This is a genomic window from Phytobacter diazotrophicus (assembly GCF_052061655.1).
Lineage (GTDB): Bacteria > Pseudomonadota > Gammaproteobacteria > Enterobacterales > Enterobacteriaceae > Phytobacter > Phytobacter diazotrophicus.
The window spans coordinates 739,260-756,784 of record NZ_CM125428.1 but is presented as its reverse complement, the minus strand read 5'-3'; the positions used below and the strand labels follow the sequence as shown (position 1 = coordinate 756,784).

Sequence of the window (17,525 nt, the reverse complement as noted above, 5' to 3'; positions counted from 1 at the left end):
TTATTTCGCTGACCGACACCAACCCTCTTGAATTAAGTGTGGATACCGTCTTATGGAGCAAAACCCGCAGTCACAGCTGAAACTTCTTGTCCAACGTGGTAAGGAGCAAGGCTATCTGACCTATGCCGAGGTCAATGACCATCTGCCGGAAGATATCGTCGACTCCGATCAGATCGAAGACATCATCCAAATGATCAACGACATGGGCATTCAGGTGATGGAAGAAGCACCGGATGCCGATGATCTACTGCTTGCCGAAACCGCCAACAACACTGATGAAGATGCAGAAGAAGCGGCTGCACAGGTTCTTTCCAGTGTTGAATCTGAAATTGGTCGTACAACCGATCCGGTGCGCATGTACATGCGCGAAATGGGTACCGTTGAACTGTTGACCCGCGAAGGCGAAATTGACATCGCTAAGCGTATCGAAGACGGGATCAACCAGGTTCAGTGCTCCGTTGCCGAGTACCCGGAAGCCATTACCTATCTGCTGGAACAATACGACCGTGTTGAAGCGGAGCAGGCTCGCCTGTCTGATTTGATCACTGGCTTCGTCGATCCGAACGCGGAAGAAGATCTGGCACCTACGGCGACTCACGTCGGTTCTGAACTCTCTCAGGAAGAGCTGGACGACGATGAAGACGAAGATGAAGACGAAGATGGCGATGACAGCAGCGACGATGACAACAGCATCGATCCTGAGCTGGCGCGCGAAAAATTTGCCGAACTGCGTACACAGTACGAAAAAACCCGCGACACCATCAAAGCGAAAGGCCGTAGCCACGCTGATGCCGCAGCCGAAATCCTGCAGCTATCCGAAGTCTTCAAACAGTTCCGTCTGGTACCGAAACAGTTCGATTACCTGGTAAACAGCATGCGCATCATGATGGATCGCGTGCGTACCCAGGAACGCATTATCATGAAGCTGTGCGTTGAACAGTGCAAAATGCCGAAGAAAAACTTCATCACGCTGTTTACTGGCAACGAAACCAACGAGACCTGGTTCAATGCAGCCCTGGCGATGAACAAGCCGTGGTCTGAAAAACTGCATGAAGTGTCTGAGGACGTTCAGCGCGGCCTGCAGAAACTGCAGCAGATTGAAGAAGAGACCGGCCTGACCATTGAGCAGGTAAAAGACATCAACCGTCGTATGTCCATCGGTGAAGCGAAAGCACGCCGTGCGAAAAAAGAGATGGTTGAAGCGAACTTGCGTCTGGTTATCTCTATCGCCAAGAAATACACCAACCGTGGTCTGCAATTCCTCGATCTGATTCAGGAAGGCAACATCGGTCTGATGAAAGCGGTAGATAAGTTTGAATACCGTCGCGGTTACAAGTTCTCCACCTACGCAACCTGGTGGATCCGTCAGGCAATCACCCGCTCTATCGCGGATCAGGCGCGCACCATCCGTATTCCGGTGCATATGATTGAGACCATTAACAAGCTCAACCGTATCTCCCGCCAGATGCTGCAAGAGATGGGCCGTGAGCCGACGCCGGAAGAGCTGGCCGAGCGTATGCTGATGCCGGAAGATAAGATCCGTAAAGTGCTGAAAATCGCCAAAGAGCCGATCTCCATGGAAACACCGATCGGTGACGATGAAGATTCGCATCTGGGTGATTTCATCGAGGACACCACCCTCGAGCTGCCGCTGGACTCTGCGACCACCGAGAGCCTGCGTGCCGCTACACACGACGTTCTGGCTGGCCTGACCGCCCGTGAAGCAAAAGTGCTGCGTATGCGTTTCGGTATCGATATGAATACCGACCACACGCTGGAAGAAGTGGGTAAACAGTTCGACGTTACCCGCGAACGTATCCGTCAGATCGAAGCGAAGGCGCTGCGTAAACTGCGCCATCCAAGCCGCTCTGAGGTTCTGCGTAGCTTCCTCGACGATTAATTCGTCCGCATTTTACGCCTTATCAAACGCCATCCTTCGGGGTGGCGTTTTTTTATCCGTATTAATGGGAAAATAAAATCTGATATCAATGGCAGACTATTTTACATTATCTTAGATATATTTTTAATATGAATATATAAGCAAAACTGCTTGATGAAATAAATACAAACCTACGACACAGTATTAATTTATTACGTTTTTGAAATTTATAAAAAGGTAATAAGAATAATTACAACCCAAATTAACAAACAACAAAAAAACCAAAATTTACAAGTAGTTAATCCTGGATGGATGATAGTGAAAGCAATTAATCTCAGCATCACTAAATTCGTTGAGGTTGTATATAAGTGCCGCCTGTGCTAAAAAGCAGGGAAATAAAAGATAGTCCCCGAACTCGCAAGTTTAAAATGTACCTGGTAAACGTCACCACCATGGCGACTGGGTATTTTTTTGCACTTCCAGGAAACGGATGGCAACTGAGTGGTATGTCCTGAATCGGTTGCTGTGACGGTGCGCCTGTTAACTGTGGTCTGGATACCAACCGTCACGTAGAGATTACAAACAGGAAACAAAATGGATTTTAACTTGAATACGGAAACAGAAGAGCAAGCGCTAATTAACAGCGTACGCAGCACGTTGACAGAGCAAGGTGATACACTCCGCCATCTGGCAGAAGTCATCGATGCAGAAGAGTACAGCACCGCATTAAGCCTGATTGTGGGTTGTAAAGGTCATGTGATTGTCTCCGGCATGGGAAAATCCGGCCATGTCGGACGCAAAATGTCTGCAACCCTCGCCTCAACCGGCACCCCCAGCTTTTTTATTCACCCGGCGGAAGCTTTCCACGGCGATTTAGGGATGATCACCCCATACGATGTGCTGATGCTGATCTCTGCCAGCGGTGAAACGGATGAAGTGCTTAAACTGGTACCTTCATTAAAGAATTTTGGCAATAAAATCATCGCCATTACCAATAATGCACACTCAACGCTGGCAAAACACGCGGATGCTATTCTTGAGCTGAACATGGCCAGTGAAACCTGTCCTAATAATCTGGCACCTACCACCTCTACCACACTGACAATGGCAATTGGCGATGCACTGGCGATTGCACTTATTCACAAGCGTCACTTCAAACCCGACGACTTTGCCCGCTACCATCCGGGAGGTTCACTGGGACGTCGCCTGTTGACCCGCGTGACTGATGTGATGCAGTCACATGTCCCTTCTGTAGATATTAACGCGACGTTTCGTCAGATCATTCAGGAATTGACCAGCGGTTGCCAGGGTATGGTGGCCGTGAAAGAAAAAGGCAAGCTGGCAGGTATTATTACTGACGGCGACCTGCGTCGTTACATGGAAAAATGTGACGATTTCATCAACGGCACCGCGGCAGACATGATGACCCGCAATCCGATTACCATGCCGCAAGATGCCATGATTATCGATGCGGAAGAGAAGATGACTAAACACCGCATCTCCACCCTACTCATCACCGATAATTCACAGGATGTGGTTGGTTTAGTCAGAATTTTCGACTGACACCTCACCTGTTTATACCGACATAAAAAGTCTTCCCCTCAGCAAATTTTTGCCAGGGTGAACAACGTTGAAAGTGACATGTCTACACATAAAGTAAAGTTGCTGGCGTCCTCGTTACGCGCACGTATGGCCAAATTTAATCTTGCCTGGATCCAGCAGTATCTTGCCTGGATTATTATTGCCGCCCCGATGACACTGCTCGTCATCTATTTGGTGATTTTCAGCCAGCCGCGATATATGAGTGAATCAAAGGTCGCGGTAAAACGTCCCAGTGATATCGAAGGCGCCAGCCTGAATGTCGGTTTGCTGCTGGGTGCATCCAACCCCAGTTCCACCGAAGACTCGCTGTATCTGAAGGAGTACATCAACTCAGCAGATATGCTGAAAGTACTCGATAAACAACTCGATTTTCACGATGCATGGAGCCATAGCGGGCTGGACTTCATTCATCATCTTTCTAAAGACACAACGGCAGAACAGTTCCTCAATTACTACCGCGACCGTATCTCTGTGGTCTTTGATGACAAAACCGGTCTGCTGACGATTCAGACCCAGGGTTTTACGCCGGAATTCTCACAACAGTTCAATAAAGCAGTCCTGAAAGAGTCAGAGCGTTTTATTAACGAACTCTCCCATAAAATCGCGCGAGAGCAGTTGAACTTCGCCCAGGAAGAACTACAGCAGGCCCGTATTCGCCTTGATAAAAGTAAAGCAGAATTAGTGGCTTACCAGAATCAGAACAATATCCTCGATCCCGAAGCCTCCGCAACTGCGGCCACCTCTCTGGTGATGACCTTACAAGGTAAAAAAGTTGAGCTGGAAGCCGAGCTGCGTAATTTATTGAGCTACTTGCGTGAAGATGCGCCCCAGGTCATTAGCCTTCGTAATTCAATAAAAGCCCTACAGGCACAGATCGACACAGAGCAGAGCAAAATCACCGCGCCAGGCGATAAGAAACTCAACAGCATGGTGGCTGACTTTGACGAGATTAAAGCACGCGTCGCCTTCGATACCGAAATCTACACGATGGCGATCAAAGCCATTGAAAAAACACGCCTGGAAGCGGCACGTAAACTCAAAGTGTTGTCGGTCATCAGTTCACCGCAACGACCGGAAGAGTCCAGTTTCCCCAATAGCGGCTACCTGCTGGCAAGCTGGTTGTTAGTCTGCTGCCTACTCTTCGGCACCATCAAATTGCTGCTGGCCGTGATTGAAGATCACAAAGACTAATTTTGGACGCACAGTGAATTTTACAGAGTTGAACATGAAATTATTAAAATCGGCACTGCTCCTTCTGGTCTGCCATGCGGCCTGGGCGGCTGGTCCGACAGGGATTACAGCCGATCCAAATCTGACAGGGGCAGCACCGTTGCCGTCGATGATCTCCGGCAAGACAGAAGAAACTCAGAACGCAACCGGGTTTGACAACACACCGCCTCCCGTGGCCGCCGCACTGCCCAGCCGTATGTTCGGCGCACAGTTATTTACCTCTATCAGCGCAGCTTCAGGCGCAGGTTTGGGGTTCAACCCAGGCTATGTGATTGGTCTCGGTGATACCATCCAGATTCGACTGTGGGGCGCATTCCAGTATGACGGGGCGCTCACCGTTGACCCGAAAGGCAATATTTTCCTGCCGAATATTGGCCCGCTGAAAGTCTCGGGTATGACCAATGCGCAGTTGAACAATACCGTCACCAGCAAGATCAAAGAAGTTTATACGTCGAACGTTAACGTCTATGCCTCTCTGCTGCAGGCTCAGCCGGTGAAAGTCTTCGTGACCGGCTATGTGCGAAGCCCAGGCTTGTATGGTGGCGTGGCATCTGACTCCCTACTCTCTTATCTAAGCAAAGCTGGCGGCGTCGACAGTGAGCGCGGCAGCTACGTTGATATCATCGTCAAACGTGGCAAATCGGTTATCTCACGCGTGAACCTGTACGATTTTCTGCTGAACGGTAAGCTGGGCCTGTCGCAGTTTGTCGATGGCGATACCATCGTCGTTGGTCCACGTCAGCATACATTCAGCGTAGAAGGCGATGTGTTTAACAGTTACGACTTTGAGTTCGCCAACAGTACGATTCCGGTCACAGAGGCACTCAGTTGGGCGCGTCCGAAACCCGGCGCCACCCACATGACCATTATCCGCCAGCAAGGCACCGTAAAACGTAGCGAATACTATCCTCTCAGCTCCACAGCGGGCCGCTCTCTGCAGGATGGCGACCGTCTTATCGTAAGTTCAGACCGCTATGCAGGCACCATTCAGGTACGTGTTGACGGTGCCCATTCCGGCGAACATGCGATAGTTCTGCCATACGGTTCGACCATGCGTCAGGTGCTATCGCAGATCCGCCCGAACAGCATGTCGCAGATGAAGGCCATTCAGTTGTACAGAACATCTGTTGCGGTGCGTCAGAAAGAGATGCTGAACCTGTCATTGCAGAAACTGGAAGAGGCCTCTCTTTCAGCACAATCCTCAACGCAGGAAGAAGCCCGTTTGCGTATGCAGGAAGCACAACTGGTTAGCCGATTCGTCAATAAAGCGCGTGCTGTCGTTCCGAAAGGGCAAGTTGTGCTTAGCGAAAGCAACATCGACTCGGTGCTGCTGGAAGATGGTGACGTCATCATGATTCCGGAAAAAACGTCGCTGGTTATGGTACACGGGGAAGTGCTGTTCCCGAACGCCGTCTCCTGGCAGGACGGAATGGATGTGGACGATTACATCAAAAAATGCGGCGGGCTGACGCAGAAATCCGGCAATTCAAAAATCATTGTGATTCACCAGAACGGCGAGTCGGTTGATGCTGACGATGCAGGAAAACTGCAACCCGGTGACGAAATCATGGTTCTGCCGAAATACGAATCGAAAAACATTGAAGTTACGCGTGGTATTTCGACCATTCTTTATCAGCTTGCCGTTGCCGCCAAGGTTGTGCTGACAATCTAAGCAGATGCTTTTCCCGGCGTGCCGGGGAAAGCGAGACAAGCAACGGTAAAAACGTTTTCTTCCTTAATCAACGGATTGATATCGATGGAACGAACGAGAAACATACTGGGTATTTATTCCGGAGGGATCTGGCGCATTCCGCATCTGGACAGTTTTCTGCCTGGAGAGACTGTGCGGCTTTCGCCTTATAAAACCATTCCGGAGCAGGTGAATGCTATCGCCGTCTGGGGCCACCGCCCCAGTGCGCAAAAGCCTGTTGCCCTGGCACAATCCGTTGGGCTCCCGGTTATTCGCCTGGAAGATGGCTTTATTCGTTCTCTCGGTTTAGGCGTTCAGGGCTGTCCGCCTCTCTCCATAGTCGTTGATCATTTGGGCATCTATTACGACGCTTCGGTTCCGAGCTCGCTTGAATACCTGGTAAAAGATAATGACGGCAATAAGCCACTGGCGGATGAAGCGCAGGCGATGATGCGCGCCATCGTTGACAATGATTTGTCGAAATACAACCAGGCGCCGCCGTTTGTCGCACCAGATATTATGCCAGAGGCCGTGCTGGTGATTGACCAGACGTTTGGCGATATGTCTGTCACTAAAGGCAACGCCGGCCCGGAAAGCTTTCAGCAGATGCTTGAGACAGCAAAGCAGGAAAATCCGAACGCAGAGGTTTGGGTGAAGGTGCATCCGGATGTGCTATGCGGCAAAAAGACGGGGTACTTTGCGAACCTGAAACCCGATGGTCGTGTGCGCGTATTTGCCGAAGATGTCAGCCCGCAATCGCTACTGCGGCACATGCAAAAGGTGTATGTGGTCACCTCGCAGTATGGTTTTGAAGCGTTGCTGGCAGGCAAACCCGTCGTCTGCTTTGGGCAGCCATGGTATGCGGGCTGGGGACTAACAGATGACCGTCACCCAAAGGCCAGTGAGCTTGCCGCACGCCGCCAACCGACCACACTGAGCAATCTGTTTACCGCCGCCTACTTGCGCTACTGCCGTTACCGACACCCGGTAAGCGGAAAACCTGCAACGCTGGCCTGCGTTATCGACTGGCTGGTCTTACAGCGTAACCACAACCTGGCACGTCGTGGCACGCTATGGGCGCCGGGATTAAGCCTGTGGAAAACAGCAATACTCAGGCCGTTTCTGAAAACCACGGAGAACCGGGTACGCTTTGCGAAGCAGTGTCGACAAGCCAGCGCGCTTATCGTCTGGGGTACAAGGGGAGAGAAAAAATGGCAGGCGCAGGCAGATGCACAGCGCATTCCACTGTGGCGAATGGAAGACGGGTTTATCCGCTCTTCCGGCCTGGGTTCCGATTTGCTCGCCCCCCTGTCTTTAGTGCTGGATAAAATCGGTATCTATTACGACGCATCCCGTCCAAGCGATCTGGAAAACCTGCTGAACGCCAGCAGTCTGAGCGAACATCAGCGGGAGCGTGCGCAAGCCCTACAGCAACAACTAGTACGCAACAAAGTCAGTAAATACAACCTTGGGCAGGAGTGGCACTTACCGCCCGAAGCGACCGGTAAAAAAGTCATTCTGGTACCCGGACAGGTGGAGGATGACGCCTCGATTCTGACTGGGGCACGGTCTGTTAACACCAACCGGGATTTATTGCGTACGGTACGCGAGCGTAATCCTGACGCGTTTGTTGTCTTTAAACCGCACCCGGATGTGCTGGTTGGCAACCGTAAAGGGCAAGTCGTGGCAGAAGATATCGCCCGTTGGGCCGACTGCCAGGCGCTGGATGCCGATATCATTCAGTGCATTCAACTCGCTGATGAGTTACATACCATGACCTCTCTTTCCGGCTTCGAAGCCTTAATGCACGGTAAGCGAGTATTTTGCTATGGCCTGCCTTTTTATGCCGGCTGGGGACTCACTCAGGATGAGCACCATATTCCCCGGCGCGCCAGACAGCTCAGTCTTACGGATTTAGTGTGGCAAACGCTTATCACGTATCCAACTTATATCCATCCAGAGCGACTGGAGCCAATGCAGGCAGAAGACGCCGTAATGTGGCTGAGCACCGCTCCACGCGGTGAAATGAAAATCACGAAAAAAAATATTGGTCGATTAGCCAGACAGTACCGCAAATTATTGATGTTTTATAAAGTTCGTTTTGGTTAGTGTTAATTTGAGACTCATGGACGATGATGCAAAATAATACCGTTAAGACATTACTCGCAGGGAAAAAATATCTGCTGTTGCAAGGACCAATGGGGCCTTTCTTCAATGATGTCGCCAACTGGCTGGAGACGCTGGAACGCGAAGCGGTAAACGTTGTATTTAATGGTGGCGATCGTTTTTATTGTCGACAACGTCAGTATCTTACTTATACACAAACGCCGAAGGAATTCCCGACCTGGCTGAAAGAGACCTGGAAGGTTTATCCGTTCGACACCATCTTGTGCTTCGGTGACTGCCGTCCATTGCACAGAGCGGCACATGCCTGGGCGAAAGCGAAAGGTATTCGTTTCCTGGCTTTCGAAGAGGGTTATCTGCGACCGCATTTTATTACGCTTGAAGAAGGCGGAGTGAACGCTTTCTCCCCCCTGCCCCGTGATCCTGATTTTTACCGGAGCTTGCCAGATTTCCCGCCCTCAGAAACCCAGCCATTGAAACCGTCCTCAGGCCGCCGTTACATCCACGCGACATGGTATTATCTTGTCGGCTGGCGTTATAGACACGAGTTCTTGCATTATCGCCATCACAAATCTTTTTCACCATGGTACGAAGCAAAATGCTGGGTGCGCGCATGGTGGCGTAAGCAATGGTATGGCTGGAAACAACGTGGCGTAATGGAGACGCTGCAGACGACATTCGATCAACGCTATTACCTTGCGATTTTGCAGGTCTATAACGATAGTCAGATCCGCAACCATAGCCCATACGCTGATGTCCGGGATTATATTAACGATGTGATCTTCTCGTTTGCACGTAAAGCGCCGAAAGACGATGTGCTGGTCATTAAGCACCACCCTATGGATCGCGGGCATCGCCTGTATGGCCCCTTGATTAAGCGGCTGAGTAAGAAGTATGGCGTGATCAATCGCATAATTTATGTCCACGATTTACCGATGCCAGAATTAATGACGCATGCCAAAGCCGTGGTGACTATTAACAGTACGGCGGGAATTTCAGCGTTAGTGCATAACAAACCTCTGAAGGTGATGGGCAACGCCCTGTATGACATCAAAGGGATGACATATCAGGGACACTTGCACCAGTTCTGGACGGCAAATTTCAAGCCGGACATGAAGTTGTTTAAGAAATTTCGTGGGTATTTGCTGGAGAATACGCAGATAAATGCGGTGTATTATACTAATAGCTTAAACTATAAACACATCCAATTATTAAATAAAAAAGAAGCTGGAAATAATCAATCCCCTTTTTTTGATTCACGCAGGCATTCCAAATGGGATATACAATAAAACCCTATGATGGTAATAATTAAAAAATTACTATCAGATTATTTTTCTCAACCTTTCTTAGGTTTTTAAACCAAGAATCTTTTGCACCCTCCGTTTAAAAAAATTATTCTGCAGTAATCGTTATGGAATAAACCGTAAAGGAGATTATAAAATTAAAAATGGACACGATTACATATCATCTTTTTAAAATATTAGTATTACTCTTTCTGTTTTTGATGGCATCTTTAAAAAAGACGCCTGGAGTTCTTATCAATTTCCTCACTTTCCTGCCAAGCTTTCCAACCTTTTTATTCTCTGCCTTTAGGTTATTTATTTTAAGCCCGGCACTATTTGCCGAATTACTCTCAATATGGAATTTAGAGTCTTTAACGATACTATTTTCGACCAATACTTTTGTTTCATTGGATTTTGCATTAGATGATTTGAGTGTTTCCTTAATTTTCTCTCGGCCACCAAAAGAGTAAAAAAGCGGCGCATCCAGACTAATCCCTTCTGTAGAGGATCCTAAAATAATCGTTTTATTATTATAGTTAATTTTATTAAATATAATTTCATTAATAATTTTCCGTTCTGTACCATCACTTGCTTTTGTTTTCTTGTAATTTGATTGACCAAATGAGTAGACTCTATTAAGCACATGCCAATAGAATTGCAATACTTTTCTTTTATCAACTAGCAAATCTTTATTAATGAGTTCTTGAGCGTGCATGGCATCAAATGCAGGAATAGCTAAACCTTCGTGTGCATAAAAAGCGTTAGACGCACAAATAACCGGTTTCATAAAAGCGAGAGAAATTAAACCAACTCCAGAATTCATTAATAATACTTTATCTGCCAAGTCTATTAGGTCATGTATATGTGCATCATCTTCTGCATATAAAACACCATTTATTCTAGGAAGATCTTTTTCTAGAGGATGGTTCTTGCAAATTACAACCCATTCTTCTTTAGGAAGGTTTTCAGCTATATATTCAACCCAACTCTGGAAGCCATCAACTGATCCAGCAGCACCTGCAAAATAGGTTGTAACAGTATCCGTTGGTCTTTGAAATGGCACGAATAACACTTTCCGATCACCAATCTGGTATAATTCTTTTAAAAATCCAGATGTTTTTCTCGGTGAATTATGTTCTAGAGTGTGCTCGCCATTCCTTAAATTGAAAAGATAATTTTCAACTTCATCTTCTTGTTCTTGAGTTAATTTTCGTTGCCAGGCCTCTGGCGAATAACTTTTACTGTCGTAATTAAACCCATTATGATCTAAGAACCACGAATCTGGCAGAGCACCACGATCAAAAACAACAAACGGGATATTTTTTTCTTTAATACCTGAATATAATGCCAAACGGTGCTCATTTCCATAAGGATTTAGGAAGAACACTCGTGAAATTTCATTTTTATTAATGTAACGCAATAATGAATCAATATTAGAAAATAAGCTTTCAGACATAAAAACCAAACTACCAAAAAGAGGAGTTAAATGCCTTATGGCCTTGAAAGTACGAGATTTTGTATCAATCAAAAACAACGTTTTACCCTTAACAGTAGCATTACTTAAAGGAAAGGGTTGTTCTTTATCTTGATCAAATTTCTTCATTAGACTTTCTAATAAAGAAAAATTTCTTTTAGTTTGATGATAACCCGGAATTGATCTCGTGGGATGCCACAGATGTTGAAAGAAGATCCCCCGATTAAAAACATCTATCCCATATAAAGAAAAATAAGCCCTAAAGCCATGATAATTATCAATACTATTTGATTTAGTGTTATTGTAATAATCGGCGGTCTTGGGACCTTTAGCATAATAACTGCTAAGCCTATGTAATATATCATAATCTTCTGCGCCATGCCCATAAAATTCTCTACTATGGCCTCCAATAGCTAAGTAATGATGTTTATTAACCACCATCGCAGAACTACCATAAGCGGGAAACGCTACAAAATCTTTATGTGATTCATAAATTTTTCTATGCACATATATATTTTCAATACATTCTGAATGATGAGAAGAAAATAAAGTTTCTTTAGTGCCATTCTCAGTCAGAAAAAATACAGGAACGCAAAAGAAATCGTATATTGAATTAACCATATCTCTAGCCAGAACCTCAGCATGGATACGTTCATACATATCTTTATTTCCATAGAAATCAATATCATTAAATAAAATTACACTATCTTCCGCATATTGAACCCCTAAATCTCTCGCATGACCTATGCTAAAAATTTTAGAACCTGTATCAAAATCCAATATTTTCAAATGAGAATAGGAATTCAACTCTCTTAAAATACTGATAAATTCCTTAGGGGTACCGTAATTAATAATGAGAATATTAAATTTTTCAGATGGAATGTTTTCGATAATACGACTTAGCCTCTCCTCAGCTTGGTAAAGCCCTTCGGTAATTCTTAATGGTATAATAACAGTAATTTTCATATTCATTTTACCTAACTGTGTTTACTAACATCTTTTTTATATGCATCAATCGCATTACCAACATCTTCAAAGTAAGTTACTTCATTATTTTTCCCTATATAGATTGCTATATCACAATATAGTTTTAATGAATTTAAACTATGCGATACCATCAAAAAATTAGAAGATTTTCGCTTTGAGTTAAAAATACCCAGGCATTTATTCTTAAATCTTGCATCACCAACGGCTGTAATTTCATCAACCAGATAATAATCAAATTTGAAAGCCATACTTAGCCCAAACCCAAGACGAGAACGCATTCCTGATGAGTACGTTTTTATTGGCATATCGAAATATTTACCCAACTCAGAAAATTCTTCTACAAAGGCGACTTTCTCTTTTAGCTCTTCTTTTTTTGCATATAACCGGGCAACGAATTTCACATTTTCTCGCCCCGTTAAACTTCCCTGAAAACCACCAGAGAGTCCTACAGGCCATGAGATTGAACTGTCAGTAACGATGTTTCCACTATCGGGACGATCTATGCCACCGATCATTCTTAATAACGTTGATTTACCCGCGCCATTACGCCCTATCAACGCAATACTTTTCCCCGATGGCAATTCGATGTTTAAGTCTTTAAAAACGTAGTGCCTTCCTTTAGGAGTTCGATATGATTTAGTCAAGTTTTCTATTTTAATCATGAGGTTAACATTGCCTCTTCGCGGTTACGATAAACTGCCAGACCTAAAAAGAGAGCAACCAGAGCGCAAAGAGCCAAATAGTTCAAACTTACGCCTTCGCTAACGTAGCCTGAAACGACAGATTCCCGGCTTAACTCAACAGCATGAATAATGGGGTTCCAAAGTAGATACGGCCAAAACTCCTTCGGAATGGCATGAAGTGGAAACATGACGCAAGATATAAAGTAAAGAGGTTTGAGAATGATTGGTAAGAATTTTTCGGCCTCGGGAAACGTTTTTCCAAGAACCATAAAAATCAGGCCAAAACCAAAAGCGAAAAGAATAAGTAGGCTCCATGTAAGAATTAGAGTGAGGATACTGGTAATTGTAAATTTTTCACCAAACACTCCTACAATACACATAAGAACAATATATACACCGCTGTATATAAGTGTTTCGAGTAATGATCGAGCAATAATTGTATCAACGGGCTTTACTGGTCTATAATTAAATAACCCCTGATTGGCCTCAATAGCACCAATAGATCTGGTAGCAATATTGCTAAATAAAAAATAAGGAATTAACCCATTAAGTAAAAATACTGGAAACGAAATATCAGGCATAGTGCGATGCATAATATACCCAAAGACTGCTAATAAAATAAACAAATGTGCCGCTGGCTCCAGTATCGCCCACAGATACCCCAAACGGTACTTACCAAATCGTGTCTTGATCTCGCGTAAAAACAGGGCCTTCACAGCCGCTTGCTGAACTTCTAACCCACTTCTGGCCATTAGTGATGTAACCTTGATGTCATGAGACACGCTACCGCCCCTGGCTTTAGCTACCAGCATGCTCGGGAGATGCGTATAAATAAAACTAAAAATTTATCTTGCTGATTTTTTAGCCTGGCGAATTTTCGCATTTTGGGAATGAAATTTCTGACAGGAAGGTAAAGACAAAAGGATAAATATTGCAGGTATCTTCCTGATACAAACTTACTGAAACTCCAAATCAGCTATAAATGTAGCGAGGTATCCAGATAGATCCTATAAGTTATAATCTATTAATAGAATGATATTAATTAATATGTTCTATAACTATCAGAGCTTGTTTTAAAAGTTAATAAAACCCTTTAATATCAATCCGTTAAAAACATATCAAATTCACAACATGAATAACTCAAAAGGCTTTTATTGTTTCATGAATAATATTGGCATGAAAAATATTTCATGCTATCTACTTGGCCTGCAAAATTTATACATTTTTACAACCAAAACATCTTGTATTTAACATTTAATATGCATTGAGAGGACTTATTGCGGTAAAAAAAATTAAGAACTTCATTAATTAACTAATTTAAGAAAACGACATATTGATAGTTATTCAGTATAGATTTTATTCATTAGTCGCCGTGATGTCTTAGTGCAAAAATTAGTTTTATAGCGCTACAACAGTCACGTGGCGGGTGGTTCATAATAAACCTTGTATGTTGTTCTGATTAGACTGCTGAGCTTTCGAAGCTCCCAAGTTTGAGTCGCATCGATAGCAAAATATTGTCGTCTTCGGGAGTCTACCTGCGCGAGATTCTCTTCCAAATTTCCAGTGTACGGAGCAATGAGTACCGCGAGTTAAGAATCATCATTATGTTTAAGCAGCCTTAACCCGTTTGGACGTCACTCGTGCTACCCACTGCCATCGGCTTTTAAAGCCGAACCTAAGCCACACAGGATTAGTTGATCTTCCACCGCTCGTTGTAAGTGTTCCCCGAAGGTTTGCCGGAATTCATTCCGTAGAAAACAACACGCAACCATGGCACAAGTATATCGAGGCTATCTATTTCCCCTATGTTGGATGCGGAACTTAAGTATAAAGGATTGATAATGCGTTGTTTATAAAACAACCAGATGGAATGTTGATGCTGGATCGCCTGGTCAAGTTACTTTATAATTGCCCGCCACGGCCCCTTAGCTCAGTGGTTAGAGCAGGCGACTCATAATCGCTTGGTCGTTGGTTCAAACCCAACAGGGGCCACCAATATATCAATTAGTTACGTTAATATCGTGACTTTGAAAAAATCTCTAGGATACCTATAGGATACTTCAAATGGGTATCATGGAGTATGATTTGGCTGAAAGGCCTAAACGTGCAGTTGGGTCGTGGCAGCCGGAGTAACTGCTTCTAAAGACAAAAGTGCCACGGGTCTGTAATTCTTGCCCCCATCTCATCAAGCAGACGGCAAGAACCTTTTAAGGAGTTAGTATGATCAACTTCCCAAAGGGCTCAGACCTGCTGTCAGTGCGTGTAACGGTTTTTTGTGGCTTGTTCACTGCATTGACTACCAGTGGTATTGCACCATTAGTAGCCTTGCTAAGTTCAGTAGCCCTAATGATCCTTCTACGCCACTTATAGCGTATCAAGCTCGGCCCGGCGAAAGCCGGGCCACCCCACGAATAGATCTGTAATAACGTTAACTTAGCATCACTTTCAACTCATTCTTTCACAGTAAAAGGAGTTGTTTTATGGTCGATGTACGTATTACTTGTATAACCCTATCCGACACTAATGCGACGCATGAGCACATTACGCATGTTGGAAGTCCTCAATTTAACCCCGCAGGCAGCAAATGGACTGTGGCTCAAGTGATCAATGCTATTGAGAGCAAACAACACACATTTCATGTAACAGATGCCTCTGGGAAACGCGCTGATGTTGGAGTGGTCGATCCTGGCGGCGGCAGGAAAAAGTATATCAGAACCTATGCCGATGGTAGATGGAACAACAATCTTCTTTCGTTACCTCAATGTTAAAAAATAGGGGCGTAAGCCCCTTCAAAAATTCAAGAGGCAAACATGCTGAATAAAGAAGAAGTCCTAAATAAATATCTTGAAATAAATCTTGAAACTTCGCAGGATTTCTTAAGTTTTTTCTCACCCTACCTTAATAAAAAATTCGATTTCAGGAACTTCATCTTCAGAGGACATGGAAATTCAAATCATAAGCTTATCCCTTCTGTATTACGCAGAGATAGCTTAACAATTAAAAGAATACAAGCCATGAGTGCCAGGATATCTATTACTGAGACGGATCTTTTTTTTGAATCAAAACAAATTCAAGCAGAGATTGCCATTCTCAGGCAGTTCTACAAAATATCTAACAGAAACGGACTGTTTACCCCCCCTACTGAACGTTGGTTTAAGGAAGACATTCATTTAGTTACAAATCAATTTGTAGTTGCCGATCGTTATGAAGATGAAGAATGGTTACCCAAGGAATTATTAGAACTTGCTGCTTTAGCCCAACATTATGGTATACCTACCAGGCTTATGGATTGGACACATGATCCACTGACTGCTTGTTTTTTTGCATGTACATCCGAAGTTGAAAGCTCGCAGGATTTATGCGTCTGGGCTATGAATGCTAATTGGATAACCTTACTAAAGAAATCTGGAAAAGTTAAGAAAATAAATTTCTTCACTCCAAACTATAAAAATAACGATAATGTGACCGCACAAAAAGGACTGTTTACATATTGCTCTTCAACCCTCAAAAGAAATATTTTCCCAAGACAAATATTCACTCTACAACACGATCAAAGAGATGAAATCTTGGGGCAGAAAGAAAAAGTTGATACCAGATCATTGAACGAAGTTGTTTTTGATGAACTGATAGAGAGTTCTAATACAAACCTTGGAGAAGAACCACTCTTCATAAAAGTTACATTGCCAAACCTCCAAAGGATGGAGCTTTATCGTATGTTAATTCTATTAGGATACGATTACCCTCGCATTTATCCAGGATATCATGGAATTGCAAATCATTTAGATTTTCTGAAAAACATTAAAGATGACATTTCTCGTCAAGAATTTCTCTTGTGAGAAATAATGCACCGCAAATTTTTCTGTGGTGCATTACAAAGTCATTTACCTTTCTGATTTTCCTCAATATATCTTTCAGCCATACCCGGAATCGAATCGGCTAAGCTTGCGGCACGATTCATCGCCCGACTCAACTCTATTTTAATCGCATCAAGATATCGTTTTTCCATCCCAGGGTGTTTTCGACTGATAACAAGAGGAAGGCTGTCCATAATGGATCCTACTTCTCCGGCTAACTTTGCCATAGCGTATGTTGCAAAAGCAGTATCGATCACTTCACCCGTTTCCCTCGCGTTTTTCAGTTCCTGCGCGTCCGCCTGGGCATTTGTCAGACGAATTCGGGCCTTGAGGAGTTCGGCATCATCAATATCGCCGCCCTGCTCCACAATTTTACCCAGCTCATTTTCAACCCTGTTTTGCACCACGCTGGCAACGTCATAAAATGCCTCACGCCCCACGCGTTGTACCGGGACTATTCCCCACTTGTCGAAAGCGGTTACGCCGACCTTACAGCTTTTCGCCATATTCTTTTTGTTGAGCAAATGCTGAGCCATTTTCACCTCTGAACGGTTTTATTTGATGCACAAGTGGGTGTATTGGATTGAGAAAAACAATTGGAATCAGTCGGATAAAAGGAACAACAACACCACCACCAGCATCTCAGAAAGTCTCATAAATAGCGCTTTTTCGCGAGTCTGCCGCCCCGTAGCCTGTCGGATTGCCGGAAAGGACCCGAT

The 17,525-nt window shown here is 44.6% G+C and carries 12 protein-coding genes and 1 tRNA gene; 9 read left to right on the top strand and 4 right to left on the bottom strand.

Features of this window, described 5'->3' with window-relative positions:
• The first annotated feature begins 52 nt into the window (after window positions 1-52).
• The 6 genes from rpoD to ACS0RQ_RS03670 all read left to right on the top strand — a co-directional run bounded on the left by rpoD (window position 53) and on the right by ACS0RQ_RS03670 (window position 9,814).
• On the top strand, window positions 53-1,900 hold the full coding sequence (gene rpoD / locus ACS0RQ_RS03695) for an RNA polymerase sigma factor RpoD (protein ID WP_271849673.1): 1,848 nt from the start codon (window positions 53-55) through the stop codon (window positions 1,898-1,900).
• A gap of 573 nt (window positions 1,901-2,473) precedes the next feature.
• Window positions 2,474-3,442 (top strand): KpsF/GutQ family sugar-phosphate isomerase, encoded by a 969-nt coding sequence (locus ACS0RQ_RS03690; protein WP_271849672.1) that lies wholly within the window; start codon window positions 2,474-2,476, stop codon window positions 3,440-3,442.
• Between the two features lie 78 nt (window positions 3,443-3,520).
• Entirely contained in the window at window positions 3,521-4,672 is a 1,152-nt protein-coding gene (locus ACS0RQ_RS03685) for a capsule biosynthesis protein (protein WP_334632691.1), read from the top strand.
• Between the two features lie 34 nt (window positions 4,673-4,706).
• Entirely contained in the window at window positions 4,707-6,383 is a 1,677-nt protein-coding gene (locus tag ACS0RQ_RS03680) for a polysaccharide biosynthesis/export family protein (RefSeq protein WP_271849670.1), read from the top strand.
• Window positions 6,384-6,485: 102 nt separating this feature from the next.
• Entirely contained in the window at window positions 6,486-8,510 is a 2,025-nt protein-coding gene (locus ACS0RQ_RS03675; protein ID WP_271849766.1) for a capsule polysaccharide biogenesis protein, read from the top strand.
• 26 nt (window positions 8,511-8,536) lie between these two features.
• Window positions 8,537-9,814 carry a capsule polysaccharide biogenesis protein gene (locus ACS0RQ_RS03670; protein ID WP_271849765.1) on the top strand — a complete coding sequence of 426 codons (1,278 nt, stop codon included), beginning with the start codon at window positions 8,537-8,539 and terminating at the stop codon, window positions 9,812-9,814.
• A gap of 175 nt (window positions 9,815-9,989) precedes the next feature.
• Here the strand turns inward: ACS0RQ_RS03670 and ACS0RQ_RS03665 are convergent, their stop codons facing one another.
• From ACS0RQ_RS03665 to ACS0RQ_RS03655, 3 genes are read right to left on the bottom strand one after another with little or no spacing between them, the layout of a single operon-like run.
• Window positions 9,990-12,248, bottom strand: a complete 2,259-nt coding sequence (locus ACS0RQ_RS03665; protein ID WP_271849669.1) for a capsular polysaccharide export protein, LipB/KpsS family — start codon at window positions 12,246-12,248, stop codon at window positions 9,990-9,992.
• Between the two features lie 11 nt (window positions 12,249-12,259).
• Window positions 12,260-12,931 (bottom strand): ABC transporter ATP-binding protein, encoded by a 672-nt coding sequence (locus tag ACS0RQ_RS03660; RefSeq protein WP_271849668.1) that lies wholly within the window; start codon window positions 12,929-12,931, stop codon window positions 12,260-12,262.
• A complete protein-coding gene (locus ACS0RQ_RS03655) occupies window positions 12,928-13,704 on the bottom strand; it encodes an ABC transporter permease (RefSeq protein WP_271849764.1) in 777 nt (258 codons plus the stop codon). The genes ACS0RQ_RS03660 and ACS0RQ_RS03655 overlap by 4 nt, the downstream gene beginning before the upstream one ends.
• 1,167 nt (window positions 13,705-14,871) lie before the next feature.
• Between ACS0RQ_RS03655 and ACS0RQ_RS03650 the strand changes: the two genes are divergently transcribed.
• From ACS0RQ_RS03650 to ACS0RQ_RS03640, 3 genes are all read left to right on the top strand, one after another.
• Window positions 14,872-14,947: transfer RNA gene (locus tag ACS0RQ_RS03650), tRNA-Ile, on the top strand.
• 485 nt (window positions 14,948-15,432) lie between these two features.
• Window positions 15,433-15,720, top strand: coding sequence for a DUF3892 domain-containing protein (locus tag ACS0RQ_RS03645; RefSeq protein WP_334632694.1), 288 nt, complete (start codon window positions 15,433-15,435; stop codon window positions 15,718-15,720).
• 42 nt (window positions 15,721-15,762) lie between these two features.
• Window positions 15,763-16,788 (top strand): FRG domain-containing protein, encoded by a 1,026-nt coding sequence (locus tag ACS0RQ_RS03640; protein ID WP_334632696.1) that lies wholly within the window; start codon window positions 15,763-15,765, stop codon window positions 16,786-16,788.
• A 41-nt stretch (window positions 16,789-16,829) separates the two neighbouring features.
• Here the strand turns inward: ACS0RQ_RS03640 and ACS0RQ_RS03635 are convergent, their stop codons facing one another.
• Window positions 16,830-17,342 (bottom strand): terminase small subunit, encoded by a 513-nt coding sequence (locus ACS0RQ_RS03635; protein WP_334632698.1) that lies wholly within the window; start codon window positions 17,340-17,342, stop codon window positions 16,830-16,832.
• Between the last annotated feature and the right edge of the window lie 183 nt (window positions 17,343-17,525).